General features: G+C 59.6%; 13 protein-coding genes and 1 tRNA gene. 10 read left to right on the top strand and 4 right to left on the bottom strand.

All coding sequences use genetic code 11. The features are described 5' to 3' along the window. Positions 1 to 138 precede the first annotated feature (138 nt). Complete coding sequence (locus ACYU70_RS11375) at positions 139 to 630, top strand: HNH endonuclease (protein ID WP_342296537.1); 492 nt, start codon at positions 139 to 141, stop codon at positions 628 to 630. A gap of 61 nt (positions 631 to 691) precedes the next feature. After that, complete coding sequence (locus tag ACYU70_RS11370; RefSeq protein WP_342296538.1) at positions 692 to 1,759, top strand: fatty acid desaturase family protein; 1,068 nt, start codon at positions 692 to 694, stop codon at positions 1,757 to 1,759. A gap of 98 nt (positions 1,760 to 1,857) precedes the next feature. Here ACYU70_RS11370 and ACYU70_RS11365 read toward each other — a convergent pair whose 3' ends face one another. Then, positions 1,858 to 2,694, bottom strand: a complete 837-nt coding sequence (locus ACYU70_RS11365; RefSeq protein WP_342296539.1) for an alpha/beta fold hydrolase — start codon at positions 2,692 to 2,694, stop codon at positions 1,858 to 1,860. A 226-nt stretch (positions 2,695 to 2,920) separates the two neighbouring features. Here ACYU70_RS11365 and ACYU70_RS11360 point away from each other — a divergent pair, with 226 nt between their 5' ends. The 6 genes from ACYU70_RS11360 to ACYU70_RS11335 all read left to right on the top strand — a co-directional run bounded on the left by ACYU70_RS11360 (position 2,921) and on the right by ACYU70_RS11335 (position 12,337). Further along, positions 2,921 to 3,454 carry a hypothetical protein gene (locus tag ACYU70_RS11360; RefSeq protein ID WP_342296540.1) on the top strand — a complete coding sequence of 178 codons (534 nt, stop codon included), beginning with the start codon at positions 2,921 to 2,923 and terminating at the stop codon, positions 3,452 to 3,454. Between the two features lie 163 nt (positions 3,455 to 3,617). Continuing rightward, entirely contained in the window at positions 3,618 to 5,747 is a 2,130-nt protein-coding gene (gene rpsA / locus ACYU70_RS11355) for a 30S ribosomal protein S1 (RefSeq protein ID WP_342296541.1), read from the top strand. Between the two features lie 117 nt (positions 5,748 to 5,864). Beyond that, positions 5,865 to 5,935 (top strand) — tRNA-Cys (locus ACYU70_RS11350). A gap of 170 nt (positions 5,936 to 6,105) precedes the next feature. After that, complete coding sequence (cphA, locus tag ACYU70_RS11345) at positions 6,106 to 8,742, top strand: cyanophycin synthetase (protein WP_342296542.1); 2,637 nt, start codon at positions 6,106 to 6,108, stop codon at positions 8,740 to 8,742. A 104-nt stretch (positions 8,743 to 8,846) separates the two neighbouring features. Next, positions 8,847 to 10,577 (top strand): T9SS type A sorting domain-containing protein, encoded by a 1,731-nt coding sequence (locus ACYU70_RS11340; RefSeq protein WP_342296543.1) that lies wholly within the window; start codon positions 8,847 to 8,849, stop codon positions 10,575 to 10,577. 35 nt (positions 10,578 to 10,612) lie between these two features. After that, the gene (locus tag ACYU70_RS11335; RefSeq protein ID WP_342296544.1) at positions 10,613 to 12,337 is read left to right on the top strand and encodes a T9SS type A sorting domain-containing protein; all 1,725 of its coding nucleotides are present in this window, start codon (positions 10,613 to 10,615) and stop codon (positions 12,335 to 12,337) included. 74 nt (positions 12,338 to 12,411) lie between these two features. Here ACYU70_RS11335 and ACYU70_RS11330 read toward each other — a convergent pair whose 3' ends face one another. Beyond that, on the bottom strand, positions 12,412 to 13,362 hold the full coding sequence (locus tag ACYU70_RS11330) for a hypothetical protein (RefSeq protein WP_342296545.1): 951 nt from the start codon (positions 13,360 to 13,362) through the stop codon (positions 12,412 to 12,414). Positions 13,363 to 13,487: 125 nt separating this feature from the next. Between ACYU70_RS11330 and ACYU70_RS11325 the strand changes: the two genes are divergently transcribed. Further along, positions 13,488 to 14,096: a methyltransferase domain-containing protein gene (locus tag ACYU70_RS11325; protein WP_342296546.1), complete on the top strand. Its 609-nt coding sequence runs from the start codon at positions 13,488 to 13,490 to the stop codon at positions 14,094 to 14,096. Positions 14,097 to 14,102: 6 nt separating this feature from the next. Next, the gene (kdsA, locus tag ACYU70_RS11320) at positions 14,103 to 14,960 is read left to right on the top strand and encodes a 3-deoxy-8-phosphooctulonate synthase (protein ID WP_342296547.1); all 858 of its coding nucleotides are present in this window, start codon (positions 14,103 to 14,105) and stop codon (positions 14,958 to 14,960) included. A gap of 68 nt (positions 14,961 to 15,028) precedes the next feature. Here kdsA and ACYU70_RS11315 read toward each other — a convergent pair whose 3' ends face one another. Further along, positions 15,029 to 15,808 carry an O-methyltransferase gene (locus ACYU70_RS11315; RefSeq protein ID WP_342296548.1) on the bottom strand — a complete coding sequence of 260 codons (780 nt, stop codon included), beginning with the start codon at positions 15,806 to 15,808 and terminating at the stop codon, positions 15,029 to 15,031. A gap of 70 nt (positions 15,809 to 15,878) precedes the next feature. Further along, the gene (apaG, locus tag ACYU70_RS11310) at positions 15,879 to 16,265 is read right to left on the bottom strand and encodes a Co2+/Mg2+ efflux protein ApaG (protein WP_198067932.1); all 387 of its coding nucleotides are present in this window, start codon (positions 16,263 to 16,265) and stop codon (positions 15,879 to 15,881) included. Between the last annotated feature and the right edge of the window lie 11 nt (positions 16,266 to 16,276).

The following is a 16,276-nucleotide window of genomic DNA, read 5'->3' as shown; positions in this document are numbered from 1 at the left end:
CAGACAAGATGCTTCGCTGCGCTCTGCATGACGTTCTTGCTTCGTCCCTGATTCCCCGCTGAACTTAACCCCAACACGCTTGTTTATCTGGTCGGAAACCGCTAGCTTTCGGCGGGTTATCCGAAACCCAACGCGTGTATGGACCAAAAAGTGTTAGTGCTGAATGGCGACTATACCGCCATCACCCTGTGCAGCGTGCAAAAGGCGTTTGTGCTCCTGTTTCTCGACAAAGCCGAGATGGTAGCCAAGTCCGACGGCACCCTTCGAACGATTTCGCAGGCCTACCCCAAGCCAAGCATCATCCGCTTGCAGCGCTACGTGCGCGTGCCCTACAAAGGCATTGCCCTGAGCCGCCACAACATCTTCAAGCGCGACCATTTCGAGTGCCAATACTGCGGCTCGACTAAAAATCTCACGCTCGACCACGTCGTGCCCCGCTCCCGGGGCGGAGAATCTTCGTGGACCAACCTGCTCACGGCCTGCGCCCGCTGCAACCACGCCAAAGGCCACCACACACCCAATGAAGCGGGTTTAATCATCCGGCAGCAGCCCAAAAAGCCGACCCTGGCGGGTTTCCTGCGCCTCTCGGCGGGCACCATCGACCAGAACTGGCACGCGTATCTAAACTAAGTTCGGCCGTGCCGCGTTGGAGCGAAGTACATTTGTACTTCATCTTCCCCAATTCGTGCCCATGGCCTTACCCAAATTCGCCGCAACTCGTTCATTTCACACCGAGTTGAAAACCCGGATAAATCAATACTTTGAAGAATCCGGCCGGCCAATGACGGGTAATGCCAGTCTCTTGTTCAAAGCAATATTTCTGGTTGGCCTGATGGTGGCACTCTACGTCCACCTCGTATTCTTCACGCCCGCCACCGGCTGGGCTCTGCTAGAATGCGCCCTGCTTGGCTGCGTCATCGCCGCCATCGGCTTCAATGTAATGCACGACGGTGCCCACGGCAGCTTCTCACGCTTCCCGTGGATGAACAAGCTGGCCGCTTACACGCTCGGCGTGCTCGGTGGCAGCCCCTACATGTGGAACTCCAAGCACAACCTCATCCACCACACCTACACCAACATCGAGGGACACGACGACGACATCAACATCCAGCCCTGGATGCGCATGACGCCCGACCAGCCCAAGCACCCGCTGCACAAGTACCAGCACTTCTACTTCTGGGCGCTCTACTGCATGCTCTACACGTCCTGGATTTTCGCCATGGACTACCAGAAGTATTTCTCCCGCCAAATCGGCGCCATCGGCCTCAAGCCCATGAACACCGGCGAGCACGTCAGTTTCTGGGGCTTTAAAGTGCTGAACCTCTTGCTCTACGTGGCCCTGCCCATCTACATGGTTGGCTTCCTGCCGTGGTTCGCCGGCTTCATGCTGAGCACCGCCGTAGCCGGCCTCGTCCTGAGCATGGTGTTCCAGTTGGCCCACACCGTGGAAGATGCCGCCTTTCCAGTGCCGTGCCCCACTACCCACAAGCTCGAAGACGAGTGGGCCATCCACCAAGTACGCACCACGGCGAACTTCGCTACCGATAACAAATTGGTTAGCTGGTTGGTAGGCGGCCTCAACTTCCAGATAGAGCACCATCTGTTCCCGAAAATCTCGCACGTACACTACCCCGCCATCAGCAAAATCGTGCAACAGGTATGCATCGAGTTCGATGTGACGTACAACAACTACGCCCGTACCCGCACCGCCATTGCCTCGCACGTCGGCTTCCTCCGCCAGATGGGCCGCGCCGCGTAGAGACGCATATTAGCGTCTCGTCGTTGAACGATAACAGAAGTATGAAAAAGGCCCCGACGCAATTGCATCGGGGCCTTTTTCATGCTTCTGAAAGCCGTTTACTTGCCAATAAATGCCAGCAAGTCAGCAGTCAGCTTATCCTTCTCGGTGAAGAACAAGCCATGCGGCGCGCCTTCGTACACCTTCAGCTCAGCGCCAGCTACCATTTTGGCGGTGCGTTCGCCGCTTACCGGGAACGGCACCGTCTGGTCCTTATCACCGTGAATCACGAGCGTAGGCACGGTTATCTTTTTCAAATCATCGCGGAAGTCCGTGCCTGAGAACGAGGTCACGCAGTCGTCCGTGGCGTTAGGTGCGGCTAGTGTGGTCACTGTCTGGTTCCAGTTCAGCACCGCCTGGCTCACGGGGTGACTGATGAGGCTCTGGCCGTAGAAGTCCTTGGCAAAGCCTTCCAAGAAGGCAAACCGGTCTTTGGCAATGCCCTCGTGCATACCGTCGAATACTTTCTGCGGTACGCCGTCGGGGTTGTCACCGGTTTGCAGCATGTAGGGCGTCACGGCGCTCACAAATACCGCCTTAGCCACCCGCGCCTGTCCGTAGTTGCCGATGTAGCGGGCAATTTCGCCGCCACCCATCGAGAAGCCCACCAGCGTCACGCCGGTCAGGTCGAGTTCGGTCAGCAGCGCGTTCAGGTCCGAGGCCAGCGTGTCGTAGTCATAGCCGCCCCAAGGACGCGACGAGCGGCCGAAACCGCGCCGGTCGTAGGCAATCACACGCTTGCCGGCCTTGGCCAGCGCCACCGCCTGATGCTCCCACATGGTATGGTCGAGCGGCCATCCGTGGATGAGCACTACCGGCGCGCCCTGGCCCCAGTCTTCGTAAAAAATCTGGACCGGATGCCCGGCTGCGTCGTTGCCTGCTTTGATATGAGCCATTTGTGAAAGGAGTTTTAGATGAATTGATACATCCTCCTTACGGGCGGGGCACAGTGAGAGGTTTTGCGGCCTTGTGCTAAGATTGTGGGTTATTGCAATAAACTGTGCAGGTCACAACGACTTTACCATACCTGTTCCGTCATACAAAAAATCTGATATGAAAGGGATAATATTCAAAACTTGCTGCTTTTGCTTGATGGTCACAGGATGTGCCCAGCCTTCTCCAGTGCTTAAGCATGCTATAGCATTGGGAGGAAATGTGAGCTTCTCAATTCCATCTGAATGGGCAAATCACCAGATAATTCACGGATGGACTTCTGATTGCAGCGGATGCTCCTATAGCGAAGCAAGTGACTATTTTGGAGAAGATTCTTTGGTGCAAATACATATAACTCCTCCCGAGAGAAACTTTTGTATCGTTGGCTCAGAAATCCAACCAGGGAGCTTCAATCGTTCCATTGCCTTTAAGCCAGATGTGAAGGCAGAATCTCAGGTCTTAAAACAGAAAAACCCTTCTGCTACAGATGAGGAAATAGTTGTCTCACTGGAAAACAAAACAATAGAAATCAGCTACAAAGGGAAGACGGATGAAAAAGGCCCTGTGTACTATTGTAAATCAATCAGCTATTTCGGGCCTAACCGTAAAGTGCGGGTTTTCTTTAAAGGCAAAGACAGCCGGGAATTCAGAGAAACGGTAGCTGCTGTGCGCAATAGCATCCAAATCAAGTCAGCCTTTCTGAATGAGGAGATTGGCAAGTAAAGAACCTGCCTTTAGCATTCGGAAAACCACCTGAAAACCCGTACCTTTGCGGCCCCGCCAGGGTGGCGGGCCTTGCTGCACAACGGCAAGGTGTTCAATAAGAACCGCGAATTGGCCCGGGTACCGGCCTTCTCGTTTATCTAAGAGGTACCCAAAAGCTATTATGGCAGAATTGATTGATGATTTTGATTGGGACAACGTTGGAGCCACTGGCTTCGGCGGTAACTATTCTTCGGACCAGCGTGCTGAGATGGAGAAAATGTACGGCGACACGCTGACGACCGTACAGGAGGAAGAAGTAGTGAAGGGTACCGTAGTTGGCATCACCGACCGCGACGTAATCCTGAACATCGGCTTCAAATCCGATGGCCTTGTGTCCATCACCGAATTCCGCGACCTGCCCGACCTGAAAATCGGTGACGAGGTTGAGGTGTTCATCGAAGACCAGGAAGACATCAACGGCCAGCTCATCCTGAGCCGTAAGAAAGCTAAAATCAAGCAGGCCTGGAAGGCCATTTACGATGCCCTCGAGCTGGATACCATCCTCGAAGGTGTAGTGAAGCGTCGTACCAAAGGCGGCCTCATCATGGAGCTCGACGGCGTGGAAGCCTTCCTGCCCGGCTCGCAAATCGACGTGAAGCCCATCCGCGACTTCGACATTTATGTTGGCCGTCGTATGGAAGTGAAAGTTGTGAAAATCAACTCCGCTTTCGACAACGTGGTGGTTTCGCACAAAGTACTCATCGAGAAAGACCTCGAGAAGCAGCGTGAGGCTATCCTGAACAACCTTGAGAAAGGTCAGATTCTGGAAGGCAACATCAAGAACATGACCAATTTCGGCGTGTTCATCGACCTCGGCGGTGTCGACGGTCTGCTGCACATCACGGACATCTCGTGGGGCCGCATCGCTCACCCGAGCGAAGTGCTGACCCTGGACCAGAAACTGAACATCGTGGTTCTGGACTTCGACGAAGCCAAGAAGCGTATCAGCCTCGGTCTGAAGCAGCTGACGCCCCACCCGTGGGATTCGCTGCCGGCCGACCTGCAGCCGGGTTCGAAAGTATCGGGTCGCATCGTGAACGTGGCCGACTACGGCGCTTTCATGGAAGTGGTACCCGGTGTGGAAGGCCTCATCCACGTTTCGGAAATGAGCTGGAGCCAGCACCTGCGCAACCCGCAGGACTTCATCAAGCAGGGCGACACGGTAGAAGCGCAGATTCTGACGCTCGACCGCGAAGACCGCAAGATGAGCCTTGGCATCAAGCAACTGACCGAAGACCCGTGGACTCGTGGCGATTTCGCCGACAAGTACGCCGTGGGCACCAAGCACAGCGGCCTCGTGCGCAACCTGACCAACTTCGGCCTGTTCGTTGAGCTGGAAGAGGGTGTAGACGGCCTCGTGCACGTATCGGACCTGAGCTGGACCAAGAAAATCAAGCACCCATCGGAAATGGTGAAGGTGGGCGACAAGCTGGACGTTGTTGTGTTGGAGCTGGACCTCGGCGCTCGCCGCCTGGCCTTGGGCCACAAGCAGCTGGAAGAAAACCCCTGGGATACCTTCCAGACGGTGTTCACCCCCGGCTCGGTTCACAAGGCTACCATCACCGAGAAGTCGGAGCGTGGCGCGGTACTCGAATTGCCTTACGGCATCGAGGGCTTCGCTTACCCCAAATCGCTGGTGAAGGAAGATGGCTCGAACGCTGAAAACGGTGAGTCGCTCGACTTCCGCGTAACGGAGTTCTCGAAGGATGACCGCCGCATCGTGCTCTCGCACACGGCTGTATTCAACAAGGAAGCCGCCGCTGAAGACGACAGCCGCAACAACAAGTTCAAGAAGAAAACCAACGCGAAAGCTGGCGAACCCCAGGGCGAAGGCAAAATCAGCGACTTGAAGAAGACGGAAGAGAAGTCGACCCTCGGCGACCTCGACGCTCTGAGCGCCCTGCGCGACCAGATGATGGGCAACGAGCGCAAGGCTGGTGAGCAGAAGCTCGCCGCCGCTGCCAAGGCTCCTAAGGCCGAAGCCGCTCCGAAAGCTGAGAAAGCCGAAGCTCCCGCCGCCGAAGCTGCTCCCGCGGCTGAAGAAGGTGGTCTGCTGGCCAGCATCAGCGGTGCTGCTGCTGCTGCTATCGACACCGTGAAGCACGCTGCTTCCGACGCTGTTGATGCCGTGACGCACTCGGAGGCTTTCCACAAAGCTTCGGAAGTAGCCGGTGACCTGGTGGACAAGGCCAAAGGCCTGGTTGCCGGTGACGACGCTGCCGACAAAAAAGACGACGAAGCCAAAGCCTAACCGCCTAGCTTAGTTGCAGAAAGGAGCCCCGGCATTCGTGCCGGGGCTTTTTTTGTGCCGAAACCTTGCTCAGCCCAAACTGGCTGCCTACCTTTGCGCTCCCAAAAGACCACTACTGGTGACGTGACCGAGTGGCTAGGTAGAGGTCTGCAAAACCTCCTACGGCGGTTCGAATCCGCCCGTCACCTCTGATTATTGTTGCGAAAAAGCCCCATTTGCCACCCGGCCGATGGGGCTTTTTTCGTGCCCGGCGCGGCGCGCGGCGGGTTTTGGGCACATTATGCCTACATTTCGTAGCCAAGCTGGGCCATTGGCCGTACTTGCGCCTGAACCCCGTCTCTTACCACCCCATCCCCTTATGAAGATTGTTGACCTCCGCACCATGCGCGGGCCGAGCTATTGGTCTGTTAAACATCACAAACTCATTGTTGCCAAAGTTGATTTGCAGGAGTTTGCCGGCCAGTGGTCGAATGCCGTGCCGGGCTTTGCCGGGCGGTTGATGAAGCTGTTTCCGAATATCGGGACCGTGCAGCCGGGCGGCATGAGCGGCAAGCAGGCCGCCAAGCACCAGCCCCTGACCCTGGAGGCCCTGAATGACGGTGAGCCGCTGGGCTACGTCATCCAGCACGTGGCGCTGGAACTGCAGCGGCAGGCCGCCATGCCCGTGTATTGGGGCAAGAGCTACCCGGCGCACGAGGAAGGGGTGGAGTACGTGGTGTTTGCCTACCAGGAGGAGCGCGCTGGCCGCCGCGCCGCTGAGGCCGCCGTGGAAATCGTGGAAGCCGTGTGCAAGAAGGAAAAGGTGGATTTGAAACCCATTATCACCGAGCTGCACGAAATTCGGGAGGATGAATTTTTTGGGCCAAGTACCTACAGCATCGTGGCTGAGGCGGCTTCGCGCAACATTCCTTACATCCAACTCAAGAATTCCAGTATTATCCAGTTGGGCTATGGGGTAAATCAGAAACGCATTTGGGCCACTACGACCAGCCTGACTTCGCATGCGGGCGTGGAAGTGGCTGGCAATAAGAACCGCACCAAGGCCATGCTCAACGATGCGGGCGTGCCCGTGCCGCGCGGTACCACGGTGTACTCCGAGGCTGGTCTGCGCGATGCCATTGATGAACTGGGCTTCCCCATCGTGACCAAGCCGCTGGACGGCAACCACGGCAAGGGCGCCACCATCCGCATCATGAACTGGAAGGATGCCGCCGAAGGCCTGAAAGCCGCGCAAGTGTACTCGCGGGCGGTTATTGTGGAGCAGTTCATCGAAGGCTTCGATTTCCGCCTGTTGGTGGTGAACGGCAAGCTCATTGCCGCTGCCAAGCGCACGCCGGCCGCCGTGACGGGCAACGGTAAAAGCACCATTCAGCAGCTCATTGATGAGGTGAACAAGGACCCGCGCCGGGGGATTGGCCACGAAAAGGTGCTCACCAGCATCAAGGCCGACAAGCACACGCTGGATATCCTCAAGGCCCGCAAGCTGAGTCTGAAGTCAGTACTGCCGGCCGGCGAGGAAATATACCTGAAAAGCACGGCCAACATCAGCACCGGCGGCACCGCCACCGACGTGACCGACCAGATGCACCCTTATAATGTGCTGCTGGCTGAGCGCGTGGCCGGCATCGTGGGTCTGGACATCTGCGGAATTGACTTGATGGCCACGGATATCGCCGTGCCGCTGAATGAAAGCCGGGGTGCCGTGATTGAGGTGAATGCCGCGCCGGGCTTCCGGATGCACATTTCGCCCGCTGAGGGCCTGCCGCGCAACGTGGCCGCCCCGGTGGTGGACATGTTGTTTCCGCGTGGCAGCACGGCCCGCATTCCGATTATCGCCGTGACCGGCACCAACGGCAAAACCACCACCACGCGCCTCATCGCGCATCTGGTGGCCAGCAAGGGCTACAAAGTGGGCTTCACCACTACCGACGGCATCTACATCCAGGGTGTGCAGCTGCAAAAGGGCGACTGCACCGGCGGCCAAAGCGCCGAGTTCGTGCTGAAAGACCCGACGGTGAACTACGCCGTGCTCGAAACGGCCCGCGGCGGCATGCTGCGCTCGGGCCTAGGCTTTCATAACTGCGATATCGCGGTGGTAACCAACGTAGCGGCCGACCACCTCGGCATGCGTGACATCTACACGGTGGAGGAAATGGCGGCTGTGAAGGGCGTGCTGCCCCGCACGGTGCGCAAAAACGGCTGGGCCGTCCTCAATGCCGACGACGACCTGGTGTATGCCATGGCCCGCACCGTGGATTGCCGCGTGGCCCTGTTCAGCATGGATGAAAAGAACCCGCGCATTCTGGAGCACGTGGAGGCCGGCGGCGTGGCGGCCGTGTACGAGGAAGGCTATGTCACGATTTACCGCAATAGCTACAAGCTGCGTATCGACCGGGCCGCCGAGTTTCCGGTGACGTTTGAGGGGCGGGCGGGCTTCAACATTGAAAACTGCCTGGCGGCGGCGCTGGCCGGCTACCTGGCGGGCTTTGAGAGCGACGACATCAAAACCGCGCTGCGCACCTTCGTGCCCTCGGCCACGAAAACGCCGGGCCGCATGAACGTCTACAAATTCCCCAAGTTCGACGTGGTGGTAGACTACGCCCACAACACGGCGGGCATCACCAAATTTGCGGAGTTCATGGAGGCCACGCCGGCCACCCGCAAAATCGGCATCGTATCGGGCCTGGGCGACCGCCGCGACGAAGACACGCTGGGCTTCGCCCGCATCGCCGGCCGCATCTTCGATGAAGTCATCCTGCGCCAGGACCGCGACCTGCGCGGCAAGTCGAAGGAGTTCCTCAAGGAAATCATGGAGCGCGGCCTGCGCCTCGACAAGCCCGACCTGAAAATCACCTACATCGAAAAGGAGCCCGACGCCATCGACCACGTTCTGAAAACGGCCCCGCAAGGCGCGGTTATCACCATGTTCGCGGAGAACATCGCGGCCACCATCGCCAAGCTGGACGAGTTCGAGAAGACGAGCACGGTGGGGTAGGAGCGAGGCTATTACCCATTGAAAAGTAGGGTGCGGGGACTTATTCCCGCACCCTATTTTTGTATCATCCCATAACCAGCGCGTTGCGCTACTTCCTTTCCTCTATGCTAAACATTTCCTCTTCCCCATTTCCTGCCGCATTGGTTCGCACCCTGCTGGCCATTTTCCTGCTCGCCTTGCGCCTCCCGGCGGCGGCTCAGGCCCCGGCCTGGCAGTCGGCGCAGGCCGTAGCTGCGGCCACAACGGTGGCCACCGGTAATGGCTCGCAGGTTACGGCAACGGCGGTTGATGCGGCGGGCAACGTATTCCTGACCGGGACTTTCTTCAGCACGGTGGTGCTGGGTGGCACCACGCTGACTAGCCTCGGAGGCTCTGACGTGTTCGTGGCCAAGTTCAACCCGGCCACTAACCAGTTCGTGTGGGCACAACGGGCCGGCGGCACGGATGACGACGGAGCCAACACCCTGGCCTTGAGTGGTGCCAGCGTGTATATAGCCGGGTCTTTTCGTAGCCCCACAGCGGGCTTTGGTACCACCACCCTGACCACTGTGGTCGCTGCCAACGTGTTCGTAGCCAAGCTCACCGACGCGGGCAGCACGGGCAGCTTTGTCTGGGCGCAACGGGCTGGAGGTACGGGCACTGCTTCAGCCTATGCACTGGCCGTGAGCGACACCAGCGTGTACGTGGCGGGATTTTTCATCAGCCCCACGGCGGGCTTTGGTGCCATCACCCTGACCAATGCGGGCCCTAATGGCTCTTCCGACGTGTTCGTGGCCAAGCTCAGCGACGCGGGCCCCACGGGCAGCTTCGCCTGGGTGCAGCAGGCCGGCGGCACGGACTACGACGAAGCCACCGCGCTGGCCGTGAGCGGCACTAGTGTGTACGTGACTGGGTCTTTCATGAGCCCCACGGTGAGCTTTGGTTCCACCACCCTGACCACTGCGGGTGGTCGAGATGTGTTCGTGGCCAAGCTCATGGATGCGGGCCCAACGAGCAGCTTCGCCTGGGCGCAGCGGGCCGGCGGCACGGGGGGCGACTATGCCAATGCACTTGCCGTAAGCGGCACCAGTGTGTACGTGGCCGGCAGTTTTTCCAGCCCCACGGCGGGCTTTGGCCCCGCCACCCTGACCAATACGGGCGCTAATACGGGCGCTTCGGACGTGTACGTGGCCAAGCTTACCGACGCGGGCAGCACGGGCAGCTTCATCTGGGCACAGCAGGCCGGCGGCACAGGCACCGAAACAGCCCGCACGTTGGCCGTGAGCGGCACTAGCGTGTACGTGGCGGGGGATTTTCTGAGTTCCACGGCGGGCTTCGGCCCCGCTACCGTGACCAATATGGGGCTTTCTGACGTGTTCGTGGCCAAGCTCACCGACGCAGGCCTCACGGGCAGCTTCGCCTGGGCGCAGCGGGCCGGCGGCACGGGCTACGATAGAGCCCAAACACTGGTCGTGAGCGGCACCAGCGTGTATATAGCTGGGTACTTTCAGAGCCTCACAGCTGACTTTAGCACTATCACCCTGACCAACCCGAACACCAACACCCCTCTCGGCTTCCTGGCCACCCTCACCGACCCCACCATTACGGCCACGGCCGCCAGCCGCGCCCTGGCCCCGGCGCAGCTCTTCCCCAACCCCGCCCACCACACGGCCAGCCTGCGCCTGCCCGCTGGCACCGCTCCCGCGCCCCTCACCCTCACAGATGCCTTGGGCCGGGCCGTGCGCCGCTACCCCGTCCCGGCCGGCCCCGAGGCCGCCCTCGACCTGCAAGGCCTGCCCGCCGGCCTCTACCTGCTGCGCGGTGCTGGCCCCGCCCAGCGCCTGGCGGTGGAGTAGGTCCTTGTTTTTGCTAACCCCCTTTTCCTTTCCTGATGAATTTTTTTTCCTCTTTTTTTTTCGTGGGCCTGCTGGTCCTGCTCCTCCTCGCCTTGCACATGCCGGCGGCGGCCCAGGTCCCTGCTTGGCAATCGGCACGGGCCGTCGCAGCGGCCACAGCGGCAGCAGCCAATAACTACTCGGAAGTGAGGGCCACGGCCGTTGATGCGGCGGGCAACGTGTACCTGACCGGAATTTTTAGTAATACGGTGGTGCTGGGCGGCACCACGCTCACGAGCCTCGGAAGCTATGACGTGTTCGTAGCCAAGTTTAACCCGGTCAGCAACCAGTTCGTGTGGGCGCAACGGGCCGGCGGCACAAGCTACGAATATGCTACCGCCCTGGCTGTGGATGGCAGCAGTGTGTACGTGGCGGGGTATTTCGGTAGCTCCACGGCGGGCTTTGGACTCACCACCCTGACCAATGCGGGCTTTGATGACGTATTCGTAGCCAAGCTCACGGATGGGGGCAGCACAGGCAGCTTTGTCTGGGCGCAGCGGGCAGGCGGTCCGAGCAACGATGATGCCAACGCGCTGGCCGTGAGCGGTACCAGTGTGTACGTGGCCGGAGCTTTTGGTAGCTCCACGTTGGGCTTTGGCCCCACCACCTTAACCAATATAGGTGGTACTTCAGGCGCTTATGATGTGTTCGTGGCCAAGCTGACCGATGCGGGCAGCACGGGCAGCTTCGTGTGGGCGCAACGGGCCGGCGGCACGGACTATGACGGTGCCAGCGCGCTGGCCGTGAGTGGCACCAGCGTGTACGTGGCCGGTGAGTTTGGCAGCGCTACGGCAGGCTTTGGTGCAACCACTCTGGCCAATGTGGGCACTACTGTGGGCAATTCTGACATATTCGTGGCCAAGCTGACCGATGCGGGCAGCACGGGCAGCTTCGCGTGGGCGCAACGGGCCGGCGGCACAGACTATGACGGCGTCGGCGCGCTGGCCGTGAGCGGTACCAGCGTGTACGTAGCCGGTGGTTTTCGGAGCCCCATTGCGAGCTTTGGCACCACTGCCCTGACCAATACAGGGGCCTATGATGCATACGTGGCCCGGCTCACCGATACGGGTAGTATGGGCAGCTTCAACTGGGCGCAGCGGGCCGGCGGCACAGGCTACGAATTTGCCAAAGCACTGGCCGTGAACGGCAGCAGCGTGTACATGGTGGGCTATTTCAGAAGCCCCACGGCAGACTTTGGCCCCACCATGCTGACCAATACCAATACGGTCTCTTCCGACGTGTTCGTATCCAAGCTCACTGACGTAGGTAATGCAGGCAACTTCGTGTGGGCACAGCGGGCCGGCGGTGCGGACTATGACGAAGCCAATGCCTTGGCTGTGAGTGGCACCAGCGTGTATGTGGCGGGTTTTGTCCAGAGTCTCACAGCGAGCTTCGGCTCCATCACCCTTCCCAAACCGAGCTCCAACAATGCCCTCGGCTTCTTGGCCACCCTCACCGACCCCACCCTCACGGCCACCGCCGCCGCCCGCACCCTAACCCCCGAGCAGCTCTTCCCCAACCCCGCCCACGGCACGGCCACCCTGCGCCTGCCCGCCGGCACCGCGCCCGCGCCCCTCACCCTCACCGACGCGCTGGGCCGGGCCGTGCGCCGCTACCCCGCCCCGGACGGCCCCGAGGCCGCCCTCGACCTGCAAGGGCTGCCCGCCGGCCTCTACCTGCTGCGTGGTGCCGGCCCGGTCCAGCGCTTGGCGGTAGAATAGGGGAGTATTATCTACATAAAAAAAGCCGCTCCCAAGAGCGGCTTTTTTTATGTAATGCGAACTAAACGTTCAGGCTATTTCAGCGTGAAGGTCGTTTTGCCCATCAGCTGGCCGCTTTCGTAGAGCTCCACCGTGTGCAGGCCCTTCTTGTATTCGGCACCTTTGGCGTACACGAATTCCAGTTTCTGCTTGGTGTTGTCGTACACCACATCCTGCTTCTGGGTGTAGAACGCCTCCTGGCCATCCACGGTGAAGGTGCCGCCGCCGGTGCTCAGGTTGTAGAGGGCCGCACCATCGGGCTCCAGGATGCGCAGGTAAATGGCTTTGGTTTCCTTCGGCGACACGTCGTTGCGGGCCAGGTTGGCGGTGATTTTGATTTTCTCCACGCGCTTGGCTTTGAATTCTTCCTTGTCGTCGTCCTTCTCCTTGTTTTTGGAGGTGATGATGGCGACATGGATGTTATCGGCCTGCAGGCGCGAGGCTACCGATACTTTCTCCGACAGCTCTTTGTTGCTGCGCACCACCGTGCTGATGGTATCAGACAGCTTGTTCTGCTTCTCTTTCAGCGTGGTGGTTTCGGTGTAAAGCGACTCGTTGTCCTTTTTTAGCTGGGCAATGTCGTCATCCTTCTTGCGGAGCTGGCCTTCCAGGTTCTGGGCGCGCTGCTTGAACAGGTTTTGCTGGGCGATGGAGAAGCTGCCGGCCTTGAAGGAGCGCAGTTTCAGCAGGTCAGCATTCACGCCGGCGATTTTAGCTTCGAGCGAATCGTTGCTCAGGCCCAGGGCTTGCAGCTCCTGGCTTTGGCGCTCAAAATCAGCCTTTAGGGCTTCGTACTGCTTGATTTGCTCCTGGAGCTTGCTGTCCTTTGCCTTCACTTCGGTGGTCAGCACTTCGTTCTGCTGGCCTTTCTGCTGGTTGAGGTAAAACAGAACGCCGTTGATACCCAGGAGTACCAGCACGAGGGCTACCCAGAGGAGGACGCGGCTGTTATTGGAGCGGGGTTCGGGGGTTTCGTTCGGGTCCATGCGGGAATAGTTAAGCGAGAGAAGCGGGAAAAAAATCAAGGTTCGTGCCGCTGTGCGCCGCGTACCTTTGGCGTAAAAATAGGGGACTTTATTGCCCTGGCAAGTTTATTCTATACTTCGGCCCTATGGAAACGGTTTCTGCGAACTTCGATGCGGCCTACTGGCAAGCACGTTACGCCACCGGCCGCGATGGGTGGGATGCCCACACCATCACCCCGCCGTTGCGCGCCTATTTCGACCAGCTCGATGTGGCCGCGCAGCCGCGCATCCTCATCCCCGGGGCCGGCCGCGCCTACGAAGCCGAGTACCTGCACCAGCTGGGTTTCCGGCAGGTGTTCGTGGCCGATATCGCCCCGGAAGCCCTCGCCGCGCTGGCCACCCGCGTACCCGATTTCCCCCGGGAACACCTGCTGCTGGCCGACTTCTTTGCCCTGCCCAACGACCCCGCCTACGATTTAATTGTGGAGCAGACGTTTTTCTGTGCACTGAACCCAGCGCTGCGCCCGGCGTATGCCCGGCAGTGCGCCAACCTGCTGCGCCCCGGCGGCACGCTCATGGGCCTCCTGTTTGATACTGATTTCGGCCCGGTGCAGGAGCCGCCATTTGGCGGCAGCCGGGAGGAATACCGCGCCTATTTCGCCCCGTATTTTGAGTTTCGGCATTTCGAAACCGCTACCAATTCGCTCAAGCCCCGGCAGGGGCGGGAGCTGTTTATTTGTTTGAAAAAGAAATAATATCCCATGCTCCAAGCCCTCGCCAACACCCTCCCGCACTTCCGCCACACCAATTCTGGCCAGTTTTTCCTCATGGCCGGCCCCTGCGTCATCGAAGGTGAGGACATGGCCCTGCGCATCGCCGAGCGCATCAAGCACATGACGGATAAGCTGCAGATTCCCTTCATCTTCAAGGGCTCGTACCGCAAGGCCAACCGCTCGCGGCTGGACTCCTTCACCGGCATCGGCGACGAAACGGCGTTGCGCATTCTGCAAAAAGTGGGGCGCGAAATCGGAGTGCCCACGGTGACGGACATCCACGAATCGACCGAAGCCGCGCTGGCCGCCGAGTACGTCGACGTGCTGCAAATCCCGGCCTTCCTGTGCCGACAGACCGATTTGCTGGTGGCCGCCGCCCAGACCGGTAAGGTCGTCAACATCAAAAAAGGCCAGTTCCTAAGCGGGGAGGCCATGAAATGGGCCGTGGACAAGGTGCGCCAGGCCGGCAACCCCAACGTCATTCTCACCGAGCGCGGCAACTCCTTCGGCTACTCCGAGCTGGTGGTCGACTTTCGCAACCTGCCCACCATGCGCCACTTCGAAGTGCCCGTGGTGATGGACGTGACGCACTCGCTGCAACAGCCCAACCAGGCCAGCGGCGTGACCGGCGGCCAGCCCGCCCTCATCGAAACCATTGCCAAAGCTGCTATTGCCGTGGGTGCCGATGGCTTGTTCATCGAAACCCATCCCACGCCCGCCACGGCACTATCCGACGGGGCCAACATGCTGCCGCTCGACCAGCTCGAAGCCTTACTGATAAAGCTGACGCGCGTGCGCCAAGCTATTCAGGACCGCGGCGAAGTGGAACTGAACCAACTGCCGTAGCCTGTAGCACCTGCTTTAGCTTGTGCACCGTCGGGCGGTCCCGGCACAAGCTAAAGCAGGTGTTACAATCACACCCGTAACGAGAAATACTGCTTGGGTTGATTCTTCCGAAAGAAAACCAGCCCGATATAAAAAAGGTCGACCGTCACCGTCACATCGGGATGGATTTTGATGGCCTCCCAGGCTCGTTCCATTTCTTCCGACCAGTGGATGTCGTCAAAAACAAACACTGATTCGTCGGTGCGGTGGGCTAAGCACAGCTCGAAGTAGCGCAGCGTCGGCTCGTAGCGGTGGTTGCCATCGAAAAAAGCAAAGTCGACTGGGGCAGGCAGGGCCGCCAGGGCAGGAGCGAGCGTATCGTCAATATTGCCCTCCACGATGTTCACATTGCCGAGTTTTAGCGCAGCAAAAGTTTCACGGGCCACGCTGGCCACGTTCGGGCAACCCTCGAAGGTAGTGACTTGGTGGCGCGAGTCGGCCGCGGCCAGATAGGCCGTGGTGAGTCCCAGGGAAGTACCCAGCTCCAGAATAGTGGCCGGCCGGAAATAATTGACCAGTCGAAACAGCAGTTGCGCCAGATGCGGCGGCTTGGCGGCCGTGCGGGCAATATCGGCCACGCGGCGCTGCTGGCCCGCGCCGGTGTGCGAACCGGCCCCCAAATCAGTAACGCTGATGCTGGCCGGGCTGCTGAGCAGCTGCTGCCGCCGCGCTTCAACGGCCGCGTAGGCCCCATAGCGGCCCGTGTGCCGGACAGCCGAAGTATAGAGGCCGAACACGAACGGCGAGTGCAGCCCGTGGGCATTGCCCGAACGAAGCCAGAAGCGGAGGTAAGCGAGGAGTTGAAACAAGAAGCGGACGGACAATGCGAACCGCAAAGGTCGCACTGCCGTCCGCTTTTTAAGAATGGGAGAAAGCTCGTTAATTCAACCGATACGGCACCATGAGCGTGAACTCGGGGATTTCTACCGTGAATTCCTGGCCGTTGGCCAAGCGCTCCATGAGATATGTGCCGCACATTTTGCCCACTCCGGATTTCAGGTTGCAGCCGCTGACGTACTGGTGGGCCTCACCGGGCTCCAGCACGGGCTGGCGGCCTACCACGCCTTCGCCCTCTACTTCGCGCACCACGCCGTTGGCGTCGTGAATGTGCCAGTGACGGCGCAATAGCTTCACGGTGAACTCGCTGTTGTTGCGAATGTCGATTTTATAGGCGAATACGAAATGCTCCTGGCCAGGGCTGGAGTAGTCGGGCAAGTAATTGGTCGTAACCGAAACGGTGACGCCTTGCGTAGTGGTGGTGGGCATAGTCGGCGGAG

The sequence above is a fragment of the Hymenobacter segetis genome, assembly GCF_054776495.1.
The sequence above is the reverse complement of the archived record's forward strand: the minus strand, read 5'-3'. Positions and strand labels throughout refer to the sequence as shown.

Coding starts and splice junctions, on each gene's coding strand:
- ACYU70_RS11325 (WP_342296546.1), top strand. CDS start 13,488: ATGGAAACGGTTTCTGCGAACTTCGATGCGGCCTACTGGCAAGCACGT.
- rpsA (WP_342296541.1), top strand. CDS start 3,618: ATGGCAGAATTGATTGATGATTTTGATTGGGACAACGTTGGAGCCACT.
- cphA (WP_342296542.1), top strand. CDS start 6,106: ATGAAGATTGTTGACCTCCGCACCATGCGCGGGCCGAGCTATTGGTCT.
- ACYU70_RS11335 (WP_342296544.1), top strand. CDS start 10,613: ATGAATTTTTTTTCCTCTTTTTTTTTCGTGGGCCTGCTGGTCCTGCTC.
- apaG (WP_198067932.1), bottom strand. CDS start 16,265: ATGCCCACCACCACTACGCAAGGCGTCACCGTTTCGGTTACGACCAAT.
- ACYU70_RS11340 (WP_342296543.1), top strand. CDS start 8,847: ATGCTAAACATTTCCTCTTCCCCATTTCCTGCCGCATTGGTTCGCACC.
- ACYU70_RS11365 (WP_342296539.1), bottom strand. CDS start 2,694: ATGGCTCATATCAAAGCAGGCAACGACGCAGCCGGGCATCCGGTCCAG.
- ACYU70_RS11330 (WP_342296545.1), bottom strand. CDS start 13,362: ATGGACCCGAACGAAACCCCCGAACCCCGCTCCAATAACAGCCGCGTC.
- ACYU70_RS11375 (WP_342296537.1), top strand. CDS start 139: ATGGACCAAAAAGTGTTAGTGCTGAATGGCGACTATACCGCCATCACC.
- ACYU70_RS11370 (WP_342296538.1), top strand. CDS start 692: ATGGCCTTACCCAAATTCGCCGCAACTCGTTCATTTCACACCGAGTTG.
- kdsA (WP_342296547.1), top strand. CDS start 14,103: ATGCTCCAAGCCCTCGCCAACACCCTCCCGCACTTCCGCCACACCAAT.